Below are 24,135 nucleotides of genomic sequence, written 5' to 3' on the forward strand. Positions count from 1 at the left end.
TCGTCTGCAACCACTTGGTTGAACGAGGAGGTCGAGAGGTGGCGGCAGATCCGCTCTCCCGGGTGTTCGCGGCGCTGGCCGACCCGACGCGGCGCGACATGGTCGCCCGGCTCGCGGTCGGCGACGCGACGGTCGGCGAGCTCGCCGCCCCCTACGACGTCACCGTGCAGGCGGTCTCCAAGCACCTGCGGGTGCTCGAGGACGCCGGCCTGGTGAGCCGGAGCCGGGAGGCGCAGCGCCGCCCGGTGCACCTGGAGGCGGAGGTGTTCGACCTGATGACGAAGTGGATCGAGCGCTACCGGCGGCAGGCCGAGGAGCGCTACCGCCGCCTCGACGACGTCCTCGCGGGCATGCCGGAGGACCCACCCCAGGAGAGGAACCCGTCATGACCACCAGCACGCGCGAGACCCGGATCGCCGCCGACCCCGACGTCCCGCTCATCCGCATCACCCGCGAGTTCGACGCCCCGCCGGCCAAGGTGTTCCGGGCGCACACCGACCCGGAGCTGGTCGTGCAGTGGCTCGGCCCGCGCGGGCTGGAGATGCGCATCGACCACTACGACTGCCGCACCGGCGGCTCCTACCGCTACGTGCACAGCGACGCGAACGGCGAGTACGCCTTCCACGGCTCCTTCCACGAGGTCCGCCCCGACGAGCGGATCGTGCAGACCTTCACCTTCGAGGGCATGCCCGACGGCGTCGCGCTGGAGAAGCTCGTGCTGGAGGACCTCGGCGACGGTCGCACCCGGCTGACCTCGACGTCGCTGTGCGACTCCTTCGCCGACCGCGACGCGATGCTGGCCAGCGGCATGGAGGTCGGCGTCGTCCAGGGCTACGAGCGCCTCGACGAGGTGCTGGCGCGCTGAGCGGCCGGGCGCGGGGGCGCCGCGTCAGGCGCGCAGCGAGATCGTCTCCCCGCGCTGCACCACCCGCACCTCCCCGGGCGCCCGCCGCTCGGCGACCTCCCGCACGAAGTCGCCGAGCGGCGAGGCGAACCGGTCGTAGTCGTCGTAGTGCACCGGCACCGTGACCGGCGGCCGCAACAGCTCCACCAGGTCGGCGCCCTGCCGGCCGTCCATCGTCACCGTGAAGCCCAGCGCCTTCGTCCCGCCGAGGTGGGGGACGACGACGTCGAGCGGCCCGCAGCGCTGCAGCACCTCCGCCAGGTACGGGCGGAAGAGCGTGTCCCCGGTGACGTAGCCCCGCCAGGTGACCTCGCCGCCGCGCAGCAGCTCCAGCACGCTGCCCATGACCGGTGGCAGCACGCGCGCGAGCACTCCCGGGCCGTGCTCGCCGGGCACCGAGGTGATCCGCAGCGTCTCCTCGCCGCGGGCGAGCTCGTGCACCTGCCAGGGGCGCAGGTCCGCCGTGGCGGAGAAGCCCCGCGAGGCGAGCGTCCGGGCGGCGGCCTGCGTGGTGACGACCGGCGTGGCCGTGTCGATGCTCGCGTAGGCGATCCGGTCCCAGTGGTCGCCGTGCAGGTGGGAGAGCAGGACGGCGTCGAGGTCGGGCAGGTCGTCGGGCAGCAGCGCCGGGTCGGTCAGCCGCTTGGCGAACAGGCCCTTGCCGAGGTAGACGCGCTGCCCGCGGCCGATGAAGTTCGGGTCGGTGAGCAGCGTGAAGCCGCCGAGCCGCAGCAGCGTCGTCGCGTTGCCGCCGAAGGTCAGCGTGACGTCGTCCGCGGGGTCGGCCATGGCTCCCCGCTACCCGTCACCCGCCGGTCTGCAACCCGGGCAGCCGGTGCTGGTGCGCCGCCGGCCGGGGCAGGGTGCCGTGCTCGACCACCTGCTCGTGCACGGCCTCCAGGGCCGCGCGCAGCGCCGGGAGCTGGGCCGGGTCCAGCCCGTCGAAGAACAGCCGGCGGACGAGCGCGGCGTGGCCCGGCGTGGCGGCGCGCAGCGCGGCGAGCCCGGCGTCGGTGAGGACGGCGTCGGTGGCCCGCCGGTCCTGCGCCGAGGGGGCCTGCTCCACCAGGCCGCGCCCGCCCATCCGCTTGAGGTGGTGGGACAGCCGGCTGCGCTCCCAGGAGATGCGGGTGGCCAGGGCGCTGGTCTGGAGCCGCCGGCCAGGGGAGTCGGCGAGGGCGTTGAGGACGTCGTAGTCGGCGAGGGACAGGCCGCTGTCGGTCTGCAGCTGGTGGTTCATCTCGTAGGCCAGCCGCAGCGACACCCGCATGTAGGCGAACCAGGTCTCCTGCTGCTCGTCGGTGAGCACCGGCCCTCCCCATTGCGTGACATGTCATGTAATTTGCCGGACGGCGGCCCCGTCAGCGTCGACCCCGGACCGCGATCCGTCGTCCTCGAGCCGAGAGGCAACCATGTCCGAGCCCGTCCCGCCCGTCCTCGAGACCGCCGCGCAGGCGTTCGCCGACGCCAACTCGACCCCGCCGTTCCTCTACCAGCTGGCCCCGGAGAAGGGTCGCGAGATCGCCGTCGCGGTGCAGACCGACCCGCCGCCGGTCCTCGCGCCCGCCGACGTCGAGGACCTCACCGTCCCCGGCGGCCCGACCGGCGAGGTGCGGGTGCGCATCGTCCGGCCGCGGGGCGCCACCGGGCCGCTGCCCGTCGTCCTCTACGTGCACGGCCTGGGCTGGGTCTTCGGCGGCCCCGTCACCCACGACCGGCTGGTGCGCGAGCTCGCCGTCGGCGTGCAGGCCGCCGTCGTGTTCCCCGACTACGACCTGGCGCCCGAGCACCGCTACCCGACGCAGATCGAGCAGGTCTGGGCCGTCGCCGACTGGATCGCCATGAACGGCCCGGAGCACTGGCTCGACGCCTCCCGCCTCGCCGTCGCCGGCGACTCGGTGGGCGGCAACATGGCCACGGTCGCCACGATCCTCGCCAAGCAGCGCGGCGGGGTGGAGTTCCGGGGGCAGCTCCTCTACTACCCGGTCACCGACGCGTCGTTCGACACCGGCTCCTACGAGCAGTTCGCCGAGGGGTACTTCCTCGCCCGCGAGGGCATGCGCTGGTTCTGGGACCAGTACACGACCGACGAGGCGCAGCGCGCGGAGATCACCGCCTCGCCGCTGCGGGCCTCGACCGAGGACCTCGCCGGGCTGCCCCAGGCGCTGGTGATCGTGGCCGAGGCCGACGTGCTGCGCGACGAGGGCGAGGCCTACGCCGCCAGGTTGCGGGCGGCCGACGTCCCGGTCACCGCCGTCCGCTACGGCGGGATCATCCACGACTTCGTCGGCCTCAACCCGCTGCGGCACACGTTCGCCGCGCAGGCGGCGATCGAGCAGGGCATCGCGTTCCTGCGCGGCGTCCTCGGCACCGACTGATGGCCGGGGCGGAGGAGCTCCTGGAGCGGATGCTGCAGGAGGTCTTCAACGAGCCGGACCCGCAGCGACGGGCGGCGGCGATCGCCGACGTGTTCACCGACGACGTCGTCTTCACCGACGACGGCCGCACGGCGCGCGGGCGCGAGGACCTGGCGGCCACGGTCACCGGGCTGCTGGCGCAGGGGCCGGGCCTCGTCTTCACCCCGGCCGGGCCCTTCCGCGGGGTCGGTGACCTGGGGATGCGGCCGTGGCGCCTCGGCCCGCCGGGTGCGGAGCCGGTGCTCGGCGGTCTCGACGTCGCCCAGGTCGCGGACGGCCGCATCGCCCGGCTCTGGACCGTGCTCGACGCCTGACGCAGGGCGGGGGCGTCGGCCGGCGTCCCCGTCCGCCGGCGGAATGCGTGACATGTCATGCGAGCTCTCCCGGGCGCACACCACGACACGGGAGGGACCAACGATGGGACAGCTGGACGGCAGGACGGCGCTGGTCACCGGCGCCACCTCGGGCATCGGACTGGCCGCGGCGCGGCGGTTCGCGGCGGAGGGTGCGCAGGTCTTCGTGACGGGGCGCCGCAAGGACGCGCTCGACGAGGCGGTGGAGGGCATCGGGCACGGCGCGGTGGGCGTGCCGGGGGACGTCGCCGAGCAGGCCGACCTCGACCGGCTCTTCGAGACGATCGCCGCGGCCGGGCGCGGCCTCGACGTCGTCCTCGCCAACGCCGGCGGCGGCGAGTTCGCCGCGCTCGGTGAGATCACCCCGCAGCACTACGCGGACACCTTCGACCGCAACGTCCGCGGCACGGTCTTCACCGTGCAGGGCGCGCTGCCGCTGCTCAACGACGGCGCGTCGGTCGTGCTCACCGGCTCGACGGCGACCCTGCACGGCACCCCGGCGTTCGGCCTCTACGCGGCGTCGAAGGCGGCGATCCACCAGCTCGCCCGCACCTGGGCGGTCGAGCTGGCCGGCCGCGGCATCCGGGTGAACACCCTGGTGCCCGGGTCGACGGCGACGCCGGGCCTGCGCGGCCTGGCCCCGGACGACGCCGCCGCCGACGCGATGGTCGAGGGGATGGCGGCGGGCATCCCGCTGCGCCGGCTGGCCCGGCCCGAGGAGATCGCCGCCGGGGCCTTGTTCCTGGCGTCGGACCAGAGCAGCTTCATGACCGGCAGCGAGCTCGTTCTCGACGGCGGCCAGGACCAGGTCTGAGCCGCACCCCGACAGGAGGACCCGATGGAGCAGATCGACCCGGACGTCCCGCCGAGCGGCACCGGCTGCGTGGAGTGCGACGCGACCGGCGGCTGGTGGTTCCACCTGCGCCGGTGCGCCGCCTGCGGCCACGTGGGCTGCTGCGACTCCTCGCCGTCGCAGCACGCGTCGGCCCACGCGGCGGCCACCGGGCACCGGGTCGTGCAGAGCTTCGAGCCCGGTGAGGACTGGGCGTGGGACTACGTCGACGAGCGCTACGCGCGCGGCGTGCGGCTCGCGCCGCCGACCGAGCACCCGGCCGACCAGCCCGCCCCCGGGCCGGCCGGGCGGGTCCCCGCGGACTGGCAGCGGCTCCTGCACTGAGGGCGGGGCGGGGGCGGCCCGGCTGGTAGACAGGGGCGGTGGTGCAGCCCCGGGACGTCGACGAGTCCTTCCTCGCCCTGCCCCTGTCCGCGCTCGCCGAGGCGGCGCTCACCCGCGCGGTCGACCTCGGCTGCGAGCACGCCGACCTGCGCGTCGAGCGGATCCGCACGCAGTCGCTGAACCTGCGCGACGCCCGCCTCGAGTCGCTGGCCGACGGCGAGGACCTCGGCCTCGCCGTGCGCGTCGTCCACGAGGGCACCTGGGGCTTCGCCGCCGGCGTCGTGCTCACCGCCGCGGAGGCGGTGCGGCTGGCCGAGCAGGCGGTCGCCGTCGCGCAGGTGTCCGCGGCGCTGGTCACCGACCGGGTCGAGCTCGCCCCGGAGCCGCCGCACGAGGGCGCGTGGGTGTCCTCCTACGACGTCGACCCGTTCGAGGTGCCCGACGCCGACAAGACCGCGCTGCTCACCGAGTGGTCCGAGCGGCTGCTGGCCGCCGACGGCGTCGAGCACGTGACGTCGGGCTGCATGCACGTCAAGGAGCAGAAGTTCTACGCCGACACGTCCGGCACCCGGACGCGGCAGCAGCGGGTGCGCATCGCGCCGGAGTTCACGGCGCTGACCGTCGACCGCGCCACCGGCGCCTTCGAGAGCATGCGCACGATCGCCCCGCCGGTCGGCCGCGGCTGGGAGTACCTCACCGACGGCCGCTACGACTGGGCCGCGGAGCTCGCGGAGATCCCCGGGCTGCTCCGCGAGAAGACCAAGGCGCCGTCGGTGGAGCCGGGCCGCCACGACCTCGTCGTCGACCCCTCCAACCTGTGGCTGACCATCCACGAGTCGGTCGGCCACGCCACCGAGCTGGACCGGGCGCTCGGCTACGAGGCCGCCTACGCCGGCACCTCGTTCGCCACCCCCGACGGGCTGGGCAGCCTGCGCTACGGCTCCGAGCTCATGCACGTGACCGGCGACCGCACGGCCGAGCACGGGCTGTCGACGATCGGCTGGGACGACGAGGGCGTCGAGGCCCAGCGCTGGGACATCGTCCGCGACGGCGTGCTCGTCGGCTACCAGGTCGACCGCAACACCGCGCGGATGGGCGGGATGGACCGCTCCAACGGCTGCGCGTTCGCCGACTCGCCGCGGCACGTGCCGGTGCAGCGGATGGCCAACGTGTCGCTGCAGCCGGCCGACGACGGGCCGGACCTCGACGGCCTGATCGGCGGGGTCGAGCGCGGCATCTACGTCGTCGGCGACAAGAGCTGGTCGATCGACATGCAGCGCTACAACTTCCAGTTCACCGGCCAGCGCTTCTACCGCATCGAGGGCGGCCGGCTGGCCGGTCAGCTGCGCGACGTCGCCTACCAGGCCACGACGACGGACTTCTGGGGCTCGATGCGCGCCGTCGGCGGCCCCTCGACCTACCGCCTCGGCGGCGCGTTCAACTGCGGCAAGGCCCAGCCCGGGCAGGTCGCGCCGGTGAGCCACGGCTGCCCGGCGGCGCTCTTCGAGGGCGTCACCATCCTCAACACGGTGCAGGAGGGCGGGCGATGAGCCGGCTGAGCGCGCAGGAGCTCGTCGAGCAGGCGCTGGCCGCCTCCACCGCCGACGGGTGCGTGGCCTACGTCGTCGAGAGCACCGAGGCGAACCTGCGGTGGGCGTCGAACAGCCTGACGACGAACGGGGCGATGCGCTCGCGCCAGGTCGTCGTCGTCTCCTTCGTCGACGGCGGCGCCGGGATGGCCACCGGCACGGTGGCGCGCACCGGCACGCCCGACGTCGCCGAGCTGGTGGCCGCCAGCGAGCAGGCCGCGCGCGACGCCGGTCCCGCCGAGGACGCGGTGCCGCTGGTGTCGGAGGCGCCGGCGGGCGCGGGGGACTGGGACGCCGACCCGGCGGAGACCTCCATCGAGGTGTTCACCGAGTTCGCGCCGGCGCTGGGGGAGGCCTTCGGCGCCGCCCGCTCCCGCGGCGACCTGCTGTTCGGCTACGCCGAGCACTCGCTGACCACCACCTACGTGGGCACCTCGACCGGCCTGCGGCTGCGGCACGACCAGCCCACCGGCCGGGTGGAGCTCAACGGCAAGAGCACCGACTTCTCGCGGTCGGTGTGGGCCGGCGTGGGCACCCGCGACTTCCGCGACGTGTCGGTGCCCGACCTCGCCGCCGACGTCGAGCGCAAGCTCGGCTGGGCGCAGCGCCGCGTCGACCTGCCGGCGGGGCGGTACGAGACGGTGCTGCCGCCGTCGGCCGTGAGCGACCTGATGCTCTACGCCTACTGGACGATGGAGGCGCGGGACGCCGACGAGGGCCGCAACGTCTTCGCCCGCGCCGGCGGCGGCAACCGGATCGGCGACCGGCTGGCCCAGCTCCCGCTGACCCTGCGCAGCGACCCGCACGCGCCCGGCCTGGAGGCCGCGCCGTTCCAGGTGGTCAGCGCGTCATCGGGGTCGGCGAGCGTGTTCGACAACGGGATGGCGACGCCGGCGGTCGACTGGATCCGCGACGGCGTGCTCACCAACCTGGTGCGGCCGCGGGCCTGGGCGCTCAAGACCACCGCGCCGGCCGTGGCCGCCGTCGACAACCTGGTGCTCGAGGCCCCCGAGGCGACGGCGTCGCTGGACGACATGGTGGGCGCCACCGACCGCGGCCTGCTGCTCACCACGCTCTGGTACATCCGCGAGGTCGACCCGCAGACGCTGCTGCTGACCGGGCTCACCCGCGACGGCGTCTTCCTCGTCGAGGGCGGCGAGGTGACCGGCGCGGTGAACAACTTCCGGTGGAACGAGTCGCCGGTGGACCTGCTCGGGCGGATCTCCGAGGCGGGCCGCACCGAGCGGACGCTGCCGCGCGAGTGGAACGACTGGTTCACCCGCGCCGCGATGCCGCCGGTCCGGGTGCCGGACTTCAACATGAGCTCGGTGTCCCCGGCCAGCTGAGGGCCTTCGTAGCGCTCTTGGCCCCTGCCTTCCGCGCGCGAACGGCGGATGGGGCCGCACTGCCGGTGTTCCTCCTGCGTTGACGGCGCTGCAGGACCGGCAGTGCGCGAGGAACCCCGGCAACCCGGGTGACGACGGCCCGTGCGGGTCCGGCAACAGACCCGGAACAGCAGGTCAGCGGCGCGCTCGATCCGGAAACGAGAACTCGTTCCGGACGTCACCAGGGGGCAACGGGAGGCCGCCAGGGTCATCGCCATGACGACGCCGACCCGCTGGCGGGTGCACGACGCGCACCGCCACCTCGGCGTCCTCCCCGCGCACCCGTTCTACGGCGGCCCGCCGGTCAACCCCGACACCACCGCCCGCGCCACGATCGACGAGCTGCTCGCCGACCTCGACCGCGAGGGCACCGAGCGCGCGCTCGTCATCCCGAACTACGGCGTCCCCGACCCGACGACGTCGTTCGCGCTGAACGACCTCGTCGTCGAGGCGGCCCAGCGCGACGACCGCGTCGTCGCCGGGCTCTGGACCAGCCCCCGCCCGCAGGACGCTGCCGCCACCGAGAAGGCGCTGGCGCTGGCCGGCGAGCCGGGCGTCCGGGCCCTCAAGCTCTCCTTCCTGCTCGGCGGCCGGGCCGGCGACGACGCCTGCCGCCCGCAGCTCGACGCGATCTTCGGCGCGGCCCGCGAGCACGGCCTCGTCGTCCACGTGCACACCAGCCCCGGCGCGGCCAGCGACCTCGACGAGGTCGGCACGCTGGTCGACCGCTACGCCGACGACGTCGCCGTCCACCTCGTGCACATGGGCGGCGGGATGAGCGGCCACATCAAGCTCATCGGACAGCGCTTCTTCGCCTGGGTGGCCGAGGGCAAGCGCGTCTACACCGACACCAGCTGGGCCATCGGCTTCGCTCCGCGCTGGTTCGCCCGGGAGATCGAGCGCCACGGCACCGGCGCCGACCGCGTCCTGTTCGCCTCCGACCAGCCCTGGGGCGACTTCGAGGGCGAGTCCGCCCGGCTGGCCGCGGCCACCGGCGACGGCGAGCTCGCCGACCTCTTCTTCCGCCGCAACTTCGAGGCCCTCCACGGCCTCGGCTGATCCCCTCGAGAAGGAAGGCACGACCGTGACCCAGACCCTGCCCGCCACCACCGGCACGCCGCTCATCTCCGACGAGGACCTGAAGGCAGCCCAGCAGGCCAGCCTCGCCGAGGTCCCGCACCCCTCGCTCCCGCCGGGCAGCAACCTCTACGGCTCGACCAAGATCTTCCCGGACTACCAGGCCGGCGAGGGCGAGTCGTACTTCACGCTCGTGCACGGCATCGCGCACGAGTCCTCGGTCAGCTTCGTCGCGTGCCTCCAGGCGCTGCGGGCGCTGCGCAAGGGCTACGAGTCGGTCCTCTACTTCTACGGCCCGGCCGCCATGAACGCGATGGCCACCCGCGGCTTCCCCACCACCGGCGACTCCGCCTTCCCGGGCGAGCACAACATCAACACCCAGATCGAGCGGTTCATCGAGGAGGGCGGCACGGTCTACGTCTGCCGCTTCGGCCTCTCACTCCACGGCCTGCGCGAGGAGGACCTCATCGCCGGCTGCATCCCCTGCCACCCGCTCGACGTCCAGGACGCGCTGATCCACTACGCGCGCAAGGGCGCGATCATCAACTCCACCTACAACCTCTGATGACGGCGGCCCCGGGGACCGCGGCTCCCGGACGCGCTCCGACGCGGGTGGGCACCCGCGTGGACGTCGCTGTCCTCGGGGTCCGCGTCGACGCCCCCGTCTCCCGCCGCGCCGGCGCCGGGCCCAGCGACGACGGGCACGTGCTCCTCGACGGCGTCCCGACGGCGCTGCCGGTCAACCCGGACAGCCCGTACTCGATCAGCGGCGGCCGGCTGCTGCTCGACGGCGCCGACCTGGGCCTGGAGGCGACGCCGGTGCGCCGGCCCGCCTTCTACGACCTCACCACCACCGACGGCGTCCCCTACGAGCAGATCGCCCGGCTGCACGGCCGCGACGTCCTCGCCACCACCGTGGTGCAGACCTGCGTCCGCTACGCCGAGGACCAGCGCTGCCGGTTCTGCGCGATCGAGGCGTCGCTGGCCGCGGGCTCCACCACCGCGGTCAAGTCGCCGGCGCAGCTCGCGGAGGTCGCGGAGGCCGCCGTCCGGCTCGACGGCGTCCGGCAGGTGGTGATGACCACCGGCACCACCAACGGCCGCGACCGCGGCGCCCGCCACCTCGCCCGCTGCGTGCGGGCGGTGACCGCCGCCGTCCCCGGACTGCCCGTCCAGGTGCAGTGCGAGCCGCCCGCACCCGGGGACCTCGACGCCATCCAGGAGCTCCGGGACGCCGGCGCCACCGCCATCGGCATCCACGTCGAGAGCCTCGACGACGACGTCCGGCGCCGCTGGATGCCCGGCAAGGCCACCGTGCCGATGGCCCAGTACGACGCGGCATGGGACGAGGCGGTACGCGTCTTCGGCCGCAACCGGGTCTCCACCTACCTGCTCGTCGGCCTCGGCGAGGACCCCGACGAGCTGGTCGCCGGCGCGCTGCGGCTCGCCGACCGCGGCGTCTACCCGTTCGTCGTCCCCTACCGGCCGCTGGCCGGGACGCTCGCGGTGGCCGACGGCGTCGGAGCGCCCGACCCGCTCGTCCTCGACGACGTGACCCGCCGGGTGGCCGCCGGCCTGCGCGCCCGCTCGATGCGCGGCGCCGACCAGAGCGCCGGCTGCGCGGCCTGCGGCGCCTGCTCCGCGCTGTCGGCGGCCGGCGCGTGAGGACGGCGGCATGAGGACCGTGCTGAGCCCGCAGGAGCTCGCCAGCCTCGAGCGCAGCGTGCTGCTCGTCGACCACCGGCTCGCCGCGCCCGCGCCGCCGTGGCGGGTGGAGGAGGCCGGGCCCGACGGCGCCGCCGCGCACCGGGCGCTGCGCCACGCGGCCTTCGTCGAGGAGCAGGGCCTGTTCGTGGGCACCGACCTCGACGGCGCCGACGACGACCCGCGCGCGGTCACCCTGGTTGCACGTGGAACCGACGGGACGGTGCTCGGCGGCGTCCGGCTCGGCCCTGCGGATCCCGGCGCCCCCGACGTCGGCTGGTGGACCGGCTCCCGGCTCGTCGTCCGGCCGGGCGCGCCGCACGGCACGGGCGCCGCGCTGGTCGCCGCCGCCTGCGCGCACGCCGAGGCCGCCGGGGCGCTGCGCTTCGACGCCACCGTGCAGGACCGGTACCTGCGGCTGTTCACCCGGCTCGGCTGGCGGGTCACCGGGGCGGCGGAGGTCGGCGGGGCGCCGCACACCACGGTCACCTGGCCGGTCGGCCGGCTGACGGCGCTCGTGCAGGCGACCAAGGCGCCGCTCGGCGGGCTGCTGGCCGGCCTGCACCTGGGCGGATCCGGCTTCGTCGGCGACGACGGCGCCCCGGTGCCCGGCACCGACGTCGTCGCCGCGTGCGACGCGATCCTGCCGTCGATGGTCGAGCGCGACCCCGCGTGGGCCGGCTGGTGCGGCGTGCTGGTCAACGTCAACGACCTCTCCGCCATGGGCGCCGCACCCCTCGGGCTGCTCGACGCCGTCGCCGGGCGGGACGCCTCGTTCGTCGCCCGGGTGCTCGCCGGGCTCCGCGCGGCCGCGGACGCGTGGGGCGTGCCGGTGCTCGGCGGGCACACCCAGGTCGGCGTCCCGGCCGCGCTGGGCGTCACCGCCCTCGGCCGCACCGACCGACCCGTGCCCGCCGGCGGCGGGCGCCCCGGGCACGCGGTCTCGCTCACCGCCGACCTCGGCGGCGGCTGGCGGCGCGGGCACACCGGCCGGCAGTGGGACTCGACCAGCGGCCGCACCCGCGCGGAGCTGCAGCTCATGGGGTCGGTCGTCGCCCGCACCGCCCCCGCGGCCGCCAAGGACGTCAGCATGGCCGGGCTGGTCGGCACCCTCGGCATGCTCGCCGAGGCGAGCGGCTGCGGCGCCGTGCTCGACGTCGCCGCCGTCCCCCGGCCGGACGGCGCCACGACCGGCGACTGGGCCACCTGCTTCCCCGGCACCGCCTTCCTCACCGCCGACGCCCCCGGCCGCCCGGTCGCCCCGGCCGGCCCCGCGACCACCGCCGTCTGCGGGGAGCTCGTCCCCGGCTCGGGCGTGCGGCTGCGCTGGCCGGACGGCTCACTCACCCCCGCCCTCCCCGGGTCCGTCACCGGACTCGGCCCAGCCACAGGAGAAGCAGCGTGACCACCCTCGCCGCGGTCGCCGCGCCCTTCGGGCGCGACCTGGAGGCCGCCTTCGCCCGCATCGGGCGGCTCATCGAGGACGCCCGCGCCCGCGGCGTCGAGCTGCTCGCCCTGCCCGAGGCCACCCTCGGCGGCTACCTCGCCGACCTGAGCGGTGGCGGGACGCCGGACCTGCCGCCGGCGCTGGAGGTCGACGGCCCCGAGGTGGCGCTGCTCGCCCAGCTCGCCGGCGACATGGTGGTCACCGCCGGGTTCTGCGAGTCCGACGGCACCTCCCGCTACAACACCGCCGTCGCGGTCACCGGCGACGGCGTCCTCGGCGTGCACCGCAAGGTCCACCAGCCGCTGGGCGAGAACGCCAGCTACGCGGCGGGCGAGGGGTTCCGCGCCTTCGACTCGCCGGTCGGCCGGATCGGCATGCTCATCTGCTACGACAAGGCCTTCCCCGAGGCCGCCCGCACCCTCGCGCTCGACGGCGCCGAGGTCGTCGTCTGCATGTCCGCCTGGCCGGCCGCGCGCACCGCCACCAGCCCCGACCTCGCCGCCGACCGCTGGACCCGCCGCTTCGACCTGTTCGACCAGGCCCGCGCGCTGGAGAACCAGGTGGTGTGGGTGTCGGCCAACCAGTCCGGCACCTTCGGCTCGCTGCGCTTCGTGGCCAGCGCGAAGGTGGTCGGCCCCGGCGGCGACGTGCTGGCCACCACCGGCGTCGGCGAGGGCACCGCCGTGGCCGACGTCGACGTCCGAGCGCTGCTCGACGGCGCCCGCCGCTCGATGGGCCACCTGCGGGACCGCCGTCCCGACGCCTACGGGGTGCTCGCCGGTGTCTGAGCGCACCAGCTGGGGGACGGCCCGCGTCCCGTTCCCGTCGTCGGTGCCGGTCGCCGTCGTCGGCGGGGGACAGGCCGGGCTGTCGATGTCGTGGCACCTGCGGCGGCGCGGGATCGAGCACGTCGTCCTGGAGCGGGACACCGTCGCGCACGAGTGGTCCGACGCCCGCTGGGACACGTTCTGCCTGGTCACGCCCAACTGGCAGTGCCGGCTGCCCGGCTGGCCCTACCGCGGCGACGACCCCGACGGGTTCATGGTCAGGGACGAGATCGTCGCCTACGTCCGCGGCTACGCCGCGTCCTTCGACCCGCCGGTGCTCGAGCGCACCGCCGTCGAGCGGCTCGACGCCGCACCCGGCGGCGGCTTCACCCTGACGACGACGGCCGGCCCGCTCACCGCGGAGCACGTCGTGCTGGCCACCGGCGGCTACCACCGGCCCGTCGTCCCCGGCTGGGCGTCCCAGCTGCCGGGGCACGTCGTCCAGGTGCACTCGGCGGAGTACCGCTCCCCGGACCGGCTGCCCGACGGCGAGGTGCTCGTGGTGGGCACCGGGCAGTCGGGCGCGCAGATCGCCGAGGACCTGCACCTGGCCGGGCGCCGGGTGCACCTGGCGGTGGGCCGGGCGCCGCGCGTCGCCCGCTCCTACCGCGGGCGCGACGTCGTCGCGTGGCTGTCGGACATGGGCCACTACGACATGCCGGTGACCGAGCACCGCGACGGCGAGGCCGCCCGGCTGGGCACCAACCACTACGTCACCGGCCGCGACGGCGGGCGCGACATCGACCTGCGCGCCTTCGCCCGCGACGGGATGCGGCTCTACGGCGTGCTGCGGGAGCTCTCCGGCGCCACGCTCACCTTCGCCGACGACCTCGCGGCCAACCTCGACTCGGCCGACCGGGTCAACCAGGACGTGCTCGACGCCGTCGACCGGTTCATCGCCGCGGAGGGCATCGACGCGCCCGAGGAGGCCCGGTACACGCCGGTGTGGGCGCCCGGGCCGGACGCGCCGACGACGCTGGACGCCTCGCGGATCGCTGCCGTCGTCTGGTGCATCGGCTTCACCAGTGACTGGAGCTGGGTGCGGCTGCCGGCCTTCGACGGGCGCGGGTACCCGACCCACGTGCGCGGGGTGACCAGCGTGCCCGGGCTGTCGGTGCTGGGGCTGCCGTGGCTGCACACCTGGGGGTCGGGACGGTTCTCCGGGGTGGGGCGGGACGCGGAGCACCTGGCCGACCACGTCGCCGCCCGGCTGGCCGGCGCGCCCCGGGCCGGCCTGGACCGCGAGCTCGCGCTGGCCGCCGCCGGCCCCGCGCCGACCGTGGGCTGAGACCCGTGCGGGTGGCGGCGGTGGCGGCGCACTTCGGCCGCGACCTCGAGCAGTGCCTGGCCAAGGTGGAGACGATCGTGGCCGCGGCCCGCTCGCGCGACGTCGAGCTGCTCGTCTTCCCCGACGCCACCCTCGGCGGCTACCTGGGCGACCTGTCCGGCACCGACGCCGGCGAGCTGCCGCCCGCCCTGCCCGAGGACGCGCCCGAGCTGAAGCGCGTCGCGGCCACCGCGGAGGACATGGTCGTCTGCGTCGGCTACCGGGAGGTCGCCGACGGCGTGCACCACAACACCGCCGTGTGCCTGACCGGCGACGGCGTGCTCGGCCGGCACCGCAAGGTGCACCAGCCGGCCGGAGAGCGCACGGCCTACCGGGCCGGCGACCGGTTCGCCGCGTTCGACACCCCGCTCGGCCGGATCGGCATGCTCGTCGACTACGACAAGACCTTCCCCGAGTCCGCCCGCACGCTGGCCGCCGACGGCGCGCTGCTGGTGGCCTGCCTGTCGGCGTGGCCCGCCAGCCTCACCGACCGGGCGCCGCGGCTGGTGCAGGACCGCCAGTCGAGGCTGTTCGACCTCTACGACTGCGCCCGCGCCGCGGAGAACCAGGTGGTGTGGGTGTCGGCGAACCAGACGGCGTCGATGGGCCGGCTGCGGTTCCTCGGGCAGGCGAAGGTCGTCGGCCCGGGCGGCGACGTGCTGGCCCGCACCTGGGCCAAGGCGGGGCTGGCGCTGGCCGAGCTCGACGTCGTCGCCGAGGTGGCCCGGGCGCGCACCGTCCTGTCCCACCTGCGCGAGCGACGACCGGAGGCCTACCGGTGAGGGTGGCACTGCTGACCTACTCGACCCGCCCGCGCGGCGGCGTCGTGCACACGCTCGCCCTGGCCGAGGCGCTGGCCCGCGCCGGGTGCGACGTCACCGTGTGGTCGCTGGGCCGTGGCGGCGACGGCGGCTTCTTCCGCGCCGTCGACCCCGCCGTCCGGGTGTGCCTGGTGCCGTTCCCCGACCGGCCGGGGGAGGACGTCGGCGCGCGGATCCTGCGCTCGATCGAGGAGCTCGGCGCAGCCTTCGCCACCGCGGGCGGGCGCCACGACGTCGTGCACGCCCAGGACTGCATCAGCGCCAACGCCGTCGCCGACTGCGTGCGCACCGTGCACCACCTCGACGCGTTCACCACGCCCGAGCTGGTCGCCTGCCACGACCGCGCGGTGCGCCGGCCTGCCGCGCTGGTGTGCGTGAGCGCCGCCGTCGCCGCGGAGGTGGCGGCCGGGTACGGGCGGACGGCGACGGTCATCCCCAACGGCGTCGACGCCGCCCGGTTCGCCGCGGCCGCCGGCCCGGGCGGCGCCGCATCGCGCAACCGCTGGCGGGCGCGGCTGGGCCCGTACGTGCTGGCCGTGGGCGGGATCGAGCCGCGCAAGGGCACGCTCGACCTGGTCGAGGCGATGGCGGCGGTGCAGCGGGCGCGGCCGGAGCTGTCGCTGGTGGTGGCCGGCGGGGAGACGCTGTTCGACCACCGCGGCTACCGGGAGCGGGTGGAGGCGCGGGCGCAGGAGCTCGGCGTCTACCCGGTGGTGCTCGGGCCCGTGGCGCACGACCAGCTGCCCTCGCTGGTGGCCGCGGCCGACGTCTTCGCCTTCCCCTCGACCAAGGAGGGCTTCGGGCTGGCCGCCATGGAGGCGCTGGCGGCCGGGGTGCCGCTGGTGACCCGCGACCTGCCGGTGCTGCGCGAGGTGTTCGGCGGCGCGGCGCGCTTCGCCGGCGACCCCGCGGAGCTGGCCGCGGAGCTGCTGGCCGCCGGCGGGGAGCGCGACCCGGTGGTCCGGGCGGCGGGGGAGGAGCTCGCCGCCCGGCACACCTGGGACGCCGCCGCCGAGGCCCACCTGCGCTTCTACGCGTCCCTGTAGAGGGCGTTTGTCGCGTTATTGGCCCTCCGGGGAGCCGGCTCCTGGGGTCGATCCCGCGCTCCCGGGGTCCTGTAGGAGCCCCGGAGGCCGGGGAACGCCCAGCAGGAAGGGCGTTGCCGGCGTTCCTCGCGCACTGCCGGCGCTGCAGGACCGGCAGTGCACGAGGAACCCCGGCAACGCGGGCGGACCCGGCGGGTCAGAGCAGCTCGAGGATCGTGGCGTTGGCCTGGCCGCCGCCCTCGCACATCGTCTGCAGGCCGTAGCGGATCCCGTTGTCGCGCATGTGGTGCACGAGCGTCGTCATGATCCGCGCGCCGGAACCGCCGAGCGGGTGCCCCAGCGCGATCGCCCCGCCGTTCGGGTTGAGCGCCTTGGTGTCGGCGCCCATCTCCGCGAGCCAGGCCAGCGGCACCGGCGCGAACGCCTCGTTCACCTCGAACGCGCCGATCTCGTCGATCGACAGCCCCGACTTCGCCAGCGCCTTCTGGGTGGCCGGGATCGGCGCGGTCAGCATGATCACCGGGTCGGCCCCGGCCAGGACGGCGGTGTGCACGCGGGCGATCGGGCGCAGGCCGAGCTCGGCGGCCTTCTCCGACGTCGTCATGAGCAGCGCCGCGGCGCCGTCGGAGATCTGCGAGGCGTTGCCCGCGCTGATCACGCCGTCCGCCTTGAACGGGGTCTTCAGCCCGCCGAGGGTCTCCACGGTCGAGCCCCGCCGGATGCCCTCGTCCCGGCTGACGACGGTGCCGTCCGGCGTGGTCACCGGCGCGATCTGGGCGTCGAAGCGGCCCTCGTCCTGCGCGGCGGCGGCCTTCTCGTGGCTGCCCACGGAGAACTCGTCGAGCTGCTGCCGGGAGAAGCCCCAGCGCTCGGCGATCATCTCCGCGCCGATGCCCTGGTTCGGGGCGACGCCGTAGCGCTCCATGAACCGCGGCCCCATCGGGTCCGCGCCGGCCGACGAGGCGCCCATCGGCACCCGCGACATCGACTCCACCCCGCCGGCGACGACGACGTCGTACTGCCCGGCGACGAGCCCGGCCGCGGCGAAGTGCACCGACTGCTGCGAGGAGCCGCACTGCCGGTCCACGGTCACGCCGGTCACCGTCTCCGGCCAGCCCGCCGCCAGCACCGAGGTGCGGGCGATGTCCATCGTCTGCTCGCCCACCTGGGACACGCAGCCCCAGATGACGTCGTCCACGCCGGCCGGGTCCAGGCCCGCCCGCTCCGCCAGGGCGTTCAGCACGTGCGCCGACAGGTCCACCGGGTGCACCCCGGACAGCCCGCCGTTGCGCTTGCCCACCGGCGTGCGCACCGCCTCCACGATCACCGCGTCACGCATGTCTGGTCCCTCTCGTCGTCGTGCCGGCGTCGGCCGCCGGCCCGTCCTCGTGCACCCCGGCCGGACGGCCGGGTCACTCCTGGTGTCATCCCTCGCCGGCCGCGTCGGGCACGGCCAGGTGCCGCGGGTTGGCCACCCGCAGGCGGTCGCGCACGCCCTCGCGCACGGCGGCCACCACCTCGTCCCAGCGGTCGTCGAGCGAGCCGTCGGCGATCGCCTCGGACAGCGCGTCGTCGTCGCGCACGCCGAGCCCCGCCAGCCGGGCCCGCCGCCGCGCGCGGGCCCCGTCGCCCAGCAGCAGCTCGCGCCGGACGGTGGCGACGACGTTGGCCGCCACCTGCGCGTGGAACGAGGTCCGCCCGGACGTCGCCCCGCGCACCTCGCCGCCCAGGAAGCCGCCGACCGCCGCCGCGAGCTCCGCCGCGGTGGGCCGGCCGAACAGCAGGTCGTCGTCGCCGCCGGGCTCCTCGGGCGCGGTGGCGTCGGGCCGGTCGAGGCCGAGCGCGAGCAGCACGTCGAACTCCTGCTCGGCGGCCCGCCGGCCGATCGCGGCGAGCTCCACCGACGGCTCGGCGCCCGACAGGTGGCGCTCGGTCATCGCCCGGCACATCAGGCCCCACTGCACGGTCGCGTGCAGCTCCCACCAGTGCAGCTCGGCCGCCGTCGGCCGCCAGCCGGCCACCGCGGCGTACCCGTCGAGCAGGTCACGGCGGGTGCCGGTGCCGGCGGCGGGCAGCGCCGAGCCGAAGCGCCACACCTTGGCGCAGCACCAGCCGAGGTCCTCCAGCGGGTCGCCGCGGTGCACCAGCTCCCAGTCGAGCACCGCGCGCAGCCCGTCGGGACCGACCATGAGGTTGCCCATCCGGAAGTCGCCGTGCACGAGCACCGGCCCGTGCGACGGCGGGCGGTTCTCCCGCAGCCAGCGCAGGCCCAGCGCCAGCCCGGGCGGCGGCGGGGTGCCGTCGACGAGGAACGACGTCGTCAGCCGCTCCAGCGGGTCGCCGACGGCGGGCACCCGGCCCAGGCCGTCGAGCGGCGCGGCGTGCAGCCGGGCGAGGACGGCGCCGAGCTCGCGAGCCAGCCCCGCCCGCGCCGGCCCGTACGCCTCCTCGCGCAGCAGCCGGCGGGGGATCGTCTCGCCGTCGACCCGGCCCATGAGCAGGTACTCGGCCGGCAGCCCGGGGGCGTCCTCCCCGGTACCGACGTCGACCAGGTCGGGCACCGGCACGCCGGCCCGCGCGGCGGCGGCGATCGCGGCGGCCTCCACCGCCACCGGGCGCCCGCCGGTCGAGTAGCCGCCGCGCAGCACCAGCTCGCGCCGCGTGCCGCCGTCGTCGGCGGTGAACGCCCAGGTCTCGCGGTTGGCGCCGCCGGTGAGCCGGGTCAGCCCGTCGACGGCGACCGGGCGGCCCAGCCGGTGCGTGAGCCGCGCGGCGAGCGCGCCGGCGAGCCCGTCGGTGGACGTGGGGGAGGCGAGCGTGCCGGTCACCGCAGGAAGCCGAACAGCTGCCCGGCGACCCGGCGCATCTGGATCTCCTCGGACCCCTCGGTGATCCGGTAGCGGCGGTGGTGCCGGTAGATGTGCTCGAAGGGCAGGTGCCGCGAGTAGCCCATGCCGCCGTGCACCTGCATGGCGCGGTCGGCGGCGTCGCAGACCAGCCGGTTGCCGCGGTAGTTGCACATCGACACCCGGTGGCCGATGGTCACCGCCGGCTCGCCGCGGGCGGTGAGCTCGTCGAGGTCGGCCGCCGTGGCCCGGATGAGCGTGCGCACCAGCTCGGCCTCGGTGTGCAGCTCCACCAGCGGCCACTGGATCGCCTGCCGCTCGGCCAGCGGCTTGCCGAAGGTGACCCGCCGGCGGGCGTACTCCACCGACCGGTCGATGCAGAACTGCGCCGCGCCCACGCCGGAGGCGGCCTGCCGGATGCGGTTCTCGTGCACGAACGTCTGCGCGACCGCCAGGCCCTCGCCCTCGGCGCCCAGCACCGCCGCGCCCGGCACCCGGACGCCGTCGAGGACGACCTCGCCGTGGTCGGTGGGCATGTTGAGCGTCCACCAGAACTGCGGCACCGACAGCCGGGGCGCGTCGGTGGGCACGACGAGCGCGGTGATCCCGCGCGCCTGCCCGGGCGTCCCGGACGTGCGGGCGAAGACGAGCAGGTGCGTGCCGGTGTGCACGCCGGTGATCCAGCGCTTGCGGCCGGTGATGATCCAGTCGTCGCCGTGGCGGACCGCGCGGGTCTCCATCCACGTGGCGTCGCTGCCGTGCTCGGGCTCGGTGAGCGCGAAGGACATCCGCCGCTCGCCGGTGATCAGCGGCTCGACGAACTCCGCGCGCTGCTCGGCGCTGCCGAACAGGTGCAGCAGGTGCGGCATGACCAGGTTGCCGACGACGCTGTGCTCGTTCTGCAGGTCGTTGTGCAGGCCCAGGCCGCGGTGGGCCAGGTGCTCGCGGATCACCGCCATGTCCACGTTGCCGCCGTCGCGCCCGCCCAGCTCGGCCGGGAGCGCGTAGCGCAGCCAGCCCGCGGCGTCGGCGCGCCGCCGGACCTCGCCGAGCAGCTCCTCCCACTCCGCGCGGGGGACACCGCCGGCCTCGAGGTCGGTGCGGGCGAACTCGCGGCGGTGGTCGAAGAAGCGGACGTTGTTGTCCTGCTGCTCGAGCGGCTCGATCTCGGCGGCCACGAAGGCGTCGAGCTCGTCGAGGACCGCGGTCAGCCGCGGCGGCAGCGAGGAGCCGGGCAGGGCCCCGTCCGCCGCGGCGCGGGCGGGCTGGTCGAGCGTGGTCATGCGGCCTCCTGTCCGGCGCCGGTGCCGGTCCCCCCGACCATGACAGCGTTGACACTTGACGTCAACGTCGACTATCCACGGCCCGTCGGTCGGACGAGCAGAGGGAGTGGGACGTGGACGTCTCGGGCATGACGGTGCTGGTGACCGGGGGCGCCTCCGGGCTGGGCCTGGCGACGGTCGAGCGCCTGGTGGGTGCGGGTGCGGAGGCGGTGATCGTCGACCTGCCGTCGTCGCAGGGCAAGGCCGTCGCCGAGCGGCTCGGCGGGCGGGTCACCTTCGTGGCGGGCGACGTCACCAGCGAGGAGCAGGTGGCCGAGGCGGTGGCCGCCGCCGAGGAGCGCGGCCCGCTGCGCGCGGTGGTCAACTGCGCCGGCATCGGCAACGCCGTCCGCACGGTCGGCCGGGACGGGCCGTTCCCGCTCGACGCCTTCCGCCGGGTGGTGGAGGTGAACCTCATCGGCACGTTCAACGTGCTGCGGCTGGGCGCGCAGGCGATCGCGCGCACCGAGCCGGTCGAGGGTGAGCGCGGCGTCGTCGTCAACACCGCCTCGGTGGCCGCCTTCGACGGGCAGATCGGGCAGGCGGCCTACTCGGCGTCGAAGGGCGGCATCGTGGGCATGACCCTGCCGATCGCGCGCGACCTGGCCTCGCTGCAGGTCCGCGTCGTCACCATCGCCCCGGGCCTGTTCGAGACGCCGCTGCTCGGCCAGCTGCCGCAGGAGGCGCGCGACTCCCTCGGCGCCCAGGTGCCGCACCCGAGCCGGCTGGGCCGTCCCGCGGAGTACGCGGCGCTGGTGCAGGCGATCGTGGAGAACCCGATGCTCAACGGCGAGACGATCCGCCTCGACGGCGCCATCCGCATGGCCCCACGCTGACCCGGGACGCGGCACGGGAAGCTATCCGCACGTCTCTGCGCTCGAGACGTGCGGATAGCTTCCGATGCCGCTACGGAACCGGGACGGCGGCGGCCTCGCGGAGCTGCTCGCGCAGCCGGCGCTTGAGGATCTTGCCGCTGGCGTTGAGCGGCATCTCCGGCACGACGACCACCTCCGCGGGCACCTTGTAGGCGGCCAGCCGGCCCCGGCAGTGCTCGCGCAGCGTCTCCGGGTCCGGCGCCGGTCCGCCCGGGTCGCCGGTCACGACGGCGACGACGACCTCACCCCAGTGGTCGTCGGGCCGGCCGACGACGGCGACCTGCGCGACCGACGGGTGGTCGGCGAGCACCGACTCGATCTCCACCGGGTAGACGTTCTCCCCGCCGCGGATGATCATGTCCTTCGACCGGCCGGCCAGGTAGAGGTACCCCTCGTCGTCCATGCGGGCCAGGTCGCCGCCCCAGAACCAGCCGTCGCGGATGGCCTCGGCGGTCTGGTCGGGCATCTCCAGGTAGCCGTTCATCACCGCATCGGAGCGGGTGACGATCTCGCCGACCTCCCCGCGCGGCACCTCGCGGCCGGTCTCGTCGCAGATCCGGAGCTCCACACCGTAGGCGGGCTTGCCGATCGACCCGAGCAGGTGGGTGGCGCCGGCCGCGGCGCGGCGGTGGTCGGCCGAGCCGAGCACCGACTGCAGGCCGCCCTCGGTGGCCGCGCCGAAGGCGTTGATGAAGTCGCAGCCGAAGGTGGCCATCGCCCGCTCCAGCAGCGCGGGCGACATCGGGGCGCCGCCGTAGATGATCGAGCGCAGCGAGGAGTAGTCCCCGGCGCGCACGTCGGGGTGCTCGAGCAGCGTGCTGATCATCGTGGGCACCAGGAACGCGCCGGTGAGCTGCCCGCCCTGCATCCAGCGCAGCACGGTGGCCGGGTCGAACTGCGGCAGCACGAGGGTGGGGAAGCCCCGCCACACGTGCATGAGCACCATCCCCTGCCCGGCGATGTGGAACAGCGGCGAGGCGGTGTAGCGGAACTCGTCCGGCGCGATCTCGTAGTCGATCGACATGTTCGTGAACAGCGCCTTGACCATCCGCTGCGACTGCAGCACGCCCTTGGGCAGGCCGGTCGTGCCGCTGGTGAAGGCGAGGCCGAGGACGTCGTCGTCGGCCACCGGGACGTCGGTGCGGACCGGCTCGCCGGAGGCCAGCAGGTCCTCGTAGCCGACCACCCCGTCGGGCAGGGAGCCGTCGGCGGGCGGGCCGTCGAAGGCGCACACCAGCCGCACCGACCCCACCTGCGGCGCGAGCGCCGTGACGGTGGGCAGGTAGCGCTCGCTGGCGAACAGCGCGGCCGGCGCCGCCCGGCGCAGCAGGGTGAGCAGCTCGTCGTCGGCGAGCCGGTTGTTGAGCGGCACGTAGGTGACGCCGGCGCGCATGCAGGCCAGCAGCACCTCGACGTAGCCGCCGCCGTCGACGGCGACGATCGCCACCCGGTCGCCGTGGCCGATGCCGGCCCGGGCGAGGGCGTCGACGAGGCGGTCGACCCGCCGGTCGGTCTCGGCGAAGCTGCGCGACGAGCCGTCGCCGAAGACCAGGCACGGCCGGTCGGGGTGCCGGGCGGCGGACAGGGCGAGGAACTGGCCGGCGCGCGTCATGGGCCGCACGGGAACACCTCCGGAGGCCCGCACGGCGGCCGGGCCGCCGCCGGGATTGACGTCAGGATCAGGTGTTCCTAGCGTCGCGGACGGGAGGGCGTCAACCGCGGAGGGTGCTCGTCCGGCCGACGCGCCGCGGGGCGTTGACAGCATGCCGCCCGTCCGGCTTGACTGCGTGAACTTGACGTCAGCGTCATTCCATGGAGACGTCGCCGCAACGACCGGGAGGGCAGATGGCCTCGGGACCCCTGGCGGGCACCCGCGTCGTGGAGTTCACCGGCCTGGCGCCGGCTCCCTTCGCCTGCATGGTCCTCGCCGACCTCGGCGCCGAGGTCGTGCGGGTCGACCGCCCGGGCGCGGTCCCCGCCCGCGACACCGACGTACTGCTGCGCGGGCGCCGGCACGCGGTCGGCGCCGACCTCAAGGACCCGGCCGCCCGCGACGCCGTCCTGGCGCTGGTCGACCGCGCCGACGTTCTGGTCGAGGGCTTCCGGCCCGGCGTGATGGAGCGCCTCGGCCTCGGGCCCGACGTCTGCTTGGAGCGCAACCCCGGGCTGGTCTACGGCCGGATGACCGGATGGGGCCAGACCGGCCCGCTGGCCGCGGCCGCCGGGCACGACATCGATTACATCGCGCTGGCCGGCGCCCTGTCCCCGATCGGCACCCGCGGCGGCCCGCCGGTGCCGCCGCTGAACCTCGTCGGCGACTTCGGCGGCGGCGGGCTGCTCCTGGCCACGGGCGTGCTCGCCGCGCTGGTCGAGCGCGGGCGCTCGGGCCGCGGCCAGGTGGTCGACGCCGCAATGGTCGACGGCGCCGCGCTGCTCACCGCCTCGCTGCACGGCATGCTCGCCGCCGGCTCCTGGACGCCCGAGCGCGGCAGCAACCTGCTCGACGGCGCGGCGCCGTTCTACCGCACCTACGAGACGAGCGACGGCGGGCACGTGGCCGTCGGCGCGATCGAGCCGCAGTTCTACGCGCTGCTGCTCGACCGGCTCGGCATCCCCGCCGGCGACCTGCCCGCCCAGCTCGACCGCGACGGCTGGGACGAGGTGCACGCCGCGTTCGCCAAGGCCTTCCGCACCCGCACCCGCGACGAGTGGACGGCGGTGTTCGACGGCACCGACGCCTGCGTGGCCCCGGTGCTCGCCCCGGGCGAGGCGGCCGGGCACCCGCAGGCCCGCGAGCGCGGCGCCTTCCTCACCCTCGGCGGGGTGACCCAGCCGGCGCCCGCGCCGCGCTTCGACCGCACGCCGGCCGTCGTCTCCGGGCCGCCCTCGGCCGGCGACCCCGCCGTCCTGGACGAGTGGGGCCTCGCCCCCGCGCAGGCCGCCGCCCTCGCCGGCTGAGGCCCACCTGCACCCCGCCTCCCGCACGACGCCTCCCGCAACGACGCAGGAAGGACCCCG

24 protein-coding genes are annotated in these 24,135 nt (G+C 75.6%); 18 read left to right on the forward strand and 6 right to left on the reverse strand.

Annotated elements, in window-relative coordinates:
* Positions 1-38 precede the first annotated feature (38 nt).
* Together BUE37_RS13870 and BUE37_RS13875 are read left to right on the forward strand one after the other, a co-directional pair.
* Positions 39-389, forward strand: coding sequence for an ArsR/SmtB family transcription factor (locus BUE37_RS13870; RefSeq protein ID WP_073420892.1), 351 nt, complete (start codon positions 39-41; stop codon positions 387-389).
* Positions 386-865, forward strand: a complete 480-nt coding sequence (locus tag BUE37_RS13875) for an SRPBCC family protein (protein ID WP_073420893.1) — start codon at positions 386-388, stop codon at positions 863-865. The genes BUE37_RS13870 and BUE37_RS13875 overlap by 4 nt, the downstream gene beginning before the upstream one ends.
* Positions 866-889: 24 nt before the next feature.
* Here BUE37_RS13875 and BUE37_RS13880 read toward each other — a convergent pair whose 3' ends face one another.
* Both BUE37_RS13880 and BUE37_RS13885 read right to left on the reverse strand, forming a co-directional pair.
* Positions 890-1,693: an MBL fold metallo-hydrolase gene (locus BUE37_RS13880; RefSeq protein ID WP_073420894.1), complete on the reverse strand. Its 804-nt coding sequence runs from the start codon at positions 1,691-1,693 to the stop codon at positions 890-892.
* A 16-nt stretch (positions 1,694-1,709) separates the two neighbouring features.
* A complete protein-coding gene (locus tag BUE37_RS13885; RefSeq protein ID WP_073420895.1) occupies positions 1,710-2,213 on the reverse strand; it encodes a MarR family winged helix-turn-helix transcriptional regulator in 504 nt (167 codons plus the stop codon).
* Positions 2,214-2,316: 103 nt separating this feature from the next.
* On the opposite strand from BUE37_RS13885, the gene BUE37_RS13890 reads away from it, so the two are divergent.
* From BUE37_RS13890 to BUE37_RS13955, 14 genes are all read left to right on the forward strand, one after another.
* On the forward strand, positions 2,317-3,282 hold the full coding sequence (locus BUE37_RS13890) for an alpha/beta hydrolase (RefSeq protein WP_073420896.1): 966 nt from the start codon (positions 2,317-2,319) through the stop codon (positions 3,280-3,282).
* Positions 3,282-3,635 (forward strand): nuclear transport factor 2 family protein, encoded by a 354-nt coding sequence (locus tag BUE37_RS13895; protein WP_073420897.1) that lies wholly within the window; start codon positions 3,282-3,284, stop codon positions 3,633-3,635. Before BUE37_RS13890 ends, BUE37_RS13895 begins: the two co-directional genes overlap by 1 nt.
* Before the next feature lie 103 nt (positions 3,636-3,738).
* A complete protein-coding gene (locus tag BUE37_RS13900) occupies positions 3,739-4,488 on the forward strand; it encodes an SDR family NAD(P)-dependent oxidoreductase (protein ID WP_073420898.1) in 750 nt (249 codons plus the stop codon).
* 24 nt (positions 4,489-4,512) lie between these two features.
* Positions 4,513-4,851: a UBP-type zinc finger domain-containing protein gene (locus BUE37_RS13905; RefSeq protein WP_073420899.1), complete on the forward strand. Its 339-nt coding sequence runs from the start codon at positions 4,513-4,515 to the stop codon at positions 4,849-4,851.
* Positions 4,852-4,889: 38 nt separating this feature from the next.
* Positions 4,890-6,401: a TldD/PmbA family protein gene (locus BUE37_RS13910; protein WP_139252989.1), complete on the forward strand. Its 1,512-nt coding sequence runs from the start codon at positions 4,890-4,892 to the stop codon at positions 6,399-6,401.
* A complete protein-coding gene (locus tag BUE37_RS13915; RefSeq protein ID WP_073420900.1) occupies positions 6,398-7,786 on the forward strand; it encodes a metallopeptidase TldD-related protein in 1,389 nt (462 codons plus the stop codon). The genes BUE37_RS13910 and BUE37_RS13915 overlap by 4 nt, the downstream gene beginning before the upstream one ends.
* A gap of 255 nt (positions 7,787-8,041) precedes the next feature.
* On the forward strand, positions 8,042-8,884 hold the full coding sequence (locus BUE37_RS13920; protein WP_073420901.1) for an amidohydrolase family protein: 843 nt from the start codon (positions 8,042-8,044) through the stop codon (positions 8,882-8,884).
* A gap of 25 nt (positions 8,885-8,909) precedes the next feature.
* Positions 8,910-9,467 carry an MSMEG_0572/Sll0783 family nitrogen starvation response protein gene (locus tag BUE37_RS13925; protein ID WP_217651267.1) on the forward strand — a complete coding sequence of 186 codons (558 nt, stop codon included), beginning with the start codon at positions 8,910-8,912 and terminating at the stop codon, positions 9,465-9,467.
* Positions 9,468-9,526: 59 nt separating this feature from the next.
* Positions 9,527-10,567 carry an MSMEG_0568 family radical SAM protein gene (locus BUE37_RS13930; RefSeq protein WP_245794609.1) on the forward strand — a complete coding sequence of 347 codons (1,041 nt, stop codon included), beginning with the start codon at positions 9,527-9,529 and terminating at the stop codon, positions 10,565-10,567.
* A 10-nt stretch (positions 10,568-10,577) separates the two neighbouring features.
* A complete protein-coding gene (locus BUE37_RS13935) occupies positions 10,578-12,011 on the forward strand; it encodes an MSMEG_0567/sll0787 family protein (RefSeq protein ID WP_073420903.1) in 1,434 nt (477 codons plus the stop codon).
* Positions 12,008-12,841 carry a carbon-nitrogen hydrolase family protein gene (locus BUE37_RS13940; RefSeq protein WP_073420904.1) on the forward strand — a complete coding sequence of 278 codons (834 nt, stop codon included), beginning with the start codon at positions 12,008-12,010 and terminating at the stop codon, positions 12,839-12,841. The genes BUE37_RS13935 and BUE37_RS13940 overlap by 4 nt, the downstream gene beginning before the upstream one ends.
* Positions 12,834-14,168, forward strand: a complete 1,335-nt coding sequence (locus BUE37_RS13945; RefSeq protein ID WP_073420905.1) for an MSMEG_0569 family flavin-dependent oxidoreductase — start codon at positions 12,834-12,836, stop codon at positions 14,166-14,168. Before BUE37_RS13940 ends, BUE37_RS13945 begins: the two co-directional genes overlap by 8 nt.
* 5 nt (positions 14,169-14,173) lie before the next feature.
* Entirely contained in the window at positions 14,174-14,989 is an 816-nt protein-coding gene (locus BUE37_RS13950) for a carbon-nitrogen hydrolase family protein (protein WP_217651268.1), read from the forward strand.
* Entirely contained in the window at positions 14,986-16,074 is a 1,089-nt protein-coding gene (locus tag BUE37_RS13955) for an MSMEG_0565 family glycosyltransferase (RefSeq protein ID WP_073420906.1), read from the forward strand. Before BUE37_RS13950 ends, BUE37_RS13955 begins: the two co-directional genes overlap by 4 nt.
* Before the next feature lie 196 nt (positions 16,075-16,270).
* Here BUE37_RS13955 and BUE37_RS13960 read toward each other — a convergent pair whose 3' ends face one another.
* From BUE37_RS13960 to BUE37_RS13970, 3 genes are all read right to left on the reverse strand, one after another.
* Positions 16,271-17,413, reverse strand: a complete 1,143-nt coding sequence (locus BUE37_RS13960) for a thiolase family protein (protein WP_073420907.1) — start codon at positions 17,411-17,413, stop codon at positions 16,271-16,273.
* An 85-nt stretch (positions 17,414-17,498) separates the two neighbouring features.
* Positions 17,499-18,902 carry a phosphotransferase family protein gene (locus BUE37_RS13965; RefSeq protein WP_073420908.1) on the reverse strand — a complete coding sequence of 468 codons (1,404 nt, stop codon included), beginning with the start codon at positions 18,900-18,902 and terminating at the stop codon, positions 17,499-17,501.
* Positions 18,899-20,203 (reverse strand): acyl-CoA dehydrogenase family protein, encoded by a 1,305-nt coding sequence (locus BUE37_RS13970; protein ID WP_073420909.1) that lies wholly within the window; start codon positions 20,201-20,203, stop codon positions 18,899-18,901. The genes BUE37_RS13965 and BUE37_RS13970 overlap by 4 nt, the downstream gene beginning before the upstream one ends.
* A 113-nt stretch (positions 20,204-20,316) precedes the next feature.
* Here BUE37_RS13970 and BUE37_RS13975 point away from each other — a divergent pair, with 113 nt between their 5' ends.
* A complete protein-coding gene (locus BUE37_RS13975; protein WP_175562892.1) occupies positions 20,317-21,078 on the forward strand; it encodes a 3-hydroxyacyl-CoA dehydrogenase in 762 nt (253 codons plus the stop codon).
* Positions 21,079-21,148: 70 nt separating this feature from the next.
* Here the strand turns inward: BUE37_RS13975 and BUE37_RS13980 are convergent, their stop codons facing one another.
* A complete protein-coding gene (locus BUE37_RS13980) occupies positions 21,149-22,729 on the reverse strand; it encodes a class I adenylate-forming enzyme family protein (protein ID WP_073421861.1) in 1,581 nt (526 codons plus the stop codon).
* 233 nt (positions 22,730-22,962) lie between these two features.
* Between BUE37_RS13980 and BUE37_RS13985 the strand changes: the two genes are divergently transcribed.
* Entirely contained in the window at positions 22,963-24,075 is a 1,113-nt protein-coding gene (locus BUE37_RS13985) for a CaiB/BaiF CoA transferase family protein (RefSeq protein WP_073420910.1), read from the forward strand.
* The last annotated feature ends 60 nt before the right edge of the window (positions 24,076-24,135 follow it).

Source organism: Geodermatophilus nigrescens, from assembly GCF_900129495.1.
In the GTDB taxonomy this organism is placed as follows: domain Bacteria; phylum Actinomycetota; class Actinomycetes; order Mycobacteriales; family Geodermatophilaceae; genus Geodermatophilus; species Geodermatophilus nigrescens.

What these genes read in the sequence shown, in the direction of transcription:
- BUE37_RS13935 (WP_073420903.1), top strand. Translation starts at nt 10,578, where the DNA reads ATGAGGACCGTGCTGAGCCCGCAGGAGCTCGCCAGCCTCGAGCGCAGC.
- BUE37_RS13915 (WP_073420900.1), top strand. Translation starts at nt 6,398, where the DNA reads ATGAGCCGGCTGAGCGCGCAGGAGCTCGTCGAGCAGGCGCTGGCCGCC.
- BUE37_RS13985 (WP_073420910.1), top strand. Translation starts at nt 22,963, where the DNA reads ATGGCCTCGGGACCCCTGGCGGGCACCCGCGTCGTGGAGTTCACCGGC.
- BUE37_RS13875 (WP_073420893.1), top strand. Translation starts at nt 386, where the DNA reads ATGACCACCAGCACGCGCGAGACCCGGATCGCCGCCGACCCCGACGTC.
- BUE37_RS13905 (WP_073420899.1), top strand. Translation starts at nt 4,513, where the DNA reads ATGGAGCAGATCGACCCGGACGTCCCGCCGAGCGGCACCGGCTGCGTG.
- BUE37_RS13895 (WP_073420897.1), top strand. Translation starts at nt 3,282, where the DNA reads ATGGCCGGGGCGGAGGAGCTCCTGGAGCGGATGCTGCAGGAGGTCTTC.
- BUE37_RS13970 (WP_073420909.1), bottom strand. Translation starts at nt 20,203, where the DNA reads ATGACCACGCTCGACCAGCCCGCCCGCGCCGCGGCGGACGGGGCCCTG.
- BUE37_RS13920 (WP_073420901.1), top strand. Translation starts at nt 8,042, where the DNA reads ATGACGACGCCGACCCGCTGGCGGGTGCACGACGCGCACCGCCACCTC.
- BUE37_RS13880 (WP_073420894.1), bottom strand. Translation starts at nt 1,693, where the DNA reads ATGGCCGACCCCGCGGACGACGTCACGCTGACCTTCGGCGGCAACGCG.
- BUE37_RS13960 (WP_073420907.1), bottom strand. Translation starts at nt 17,413, where the DNA reads ATGCGTGACGCGGTGATCGTGGAGGCGGTGCGCACGCCGGTGGGCAAG.
- BUE37_RS13980 (WP_073421861.1), bottom strand. Translation starts at nt 22,729, where the DNA reads ATGACGCGCGCCGGCCAGTTCCTCGCCCTGTCCGCCGCCCGGCACCCC.
- BUE37_RS13900 (WP_073420898.1), top strand. Translation starts at nt 3,739, where the DNA reads ATGGGACAGCTGGACGGCAGGACGGCGCTGGTCACCGGCGCCACCTCG.
- BUE37_RS13890 (WP_073420896.1), top strand. Translation starts at nt 2,317, where the DNA reads ATGTCCGAGCCCGTCCCGCCCGTCCTCGAGACCGCCGCGCAGGCGTTC.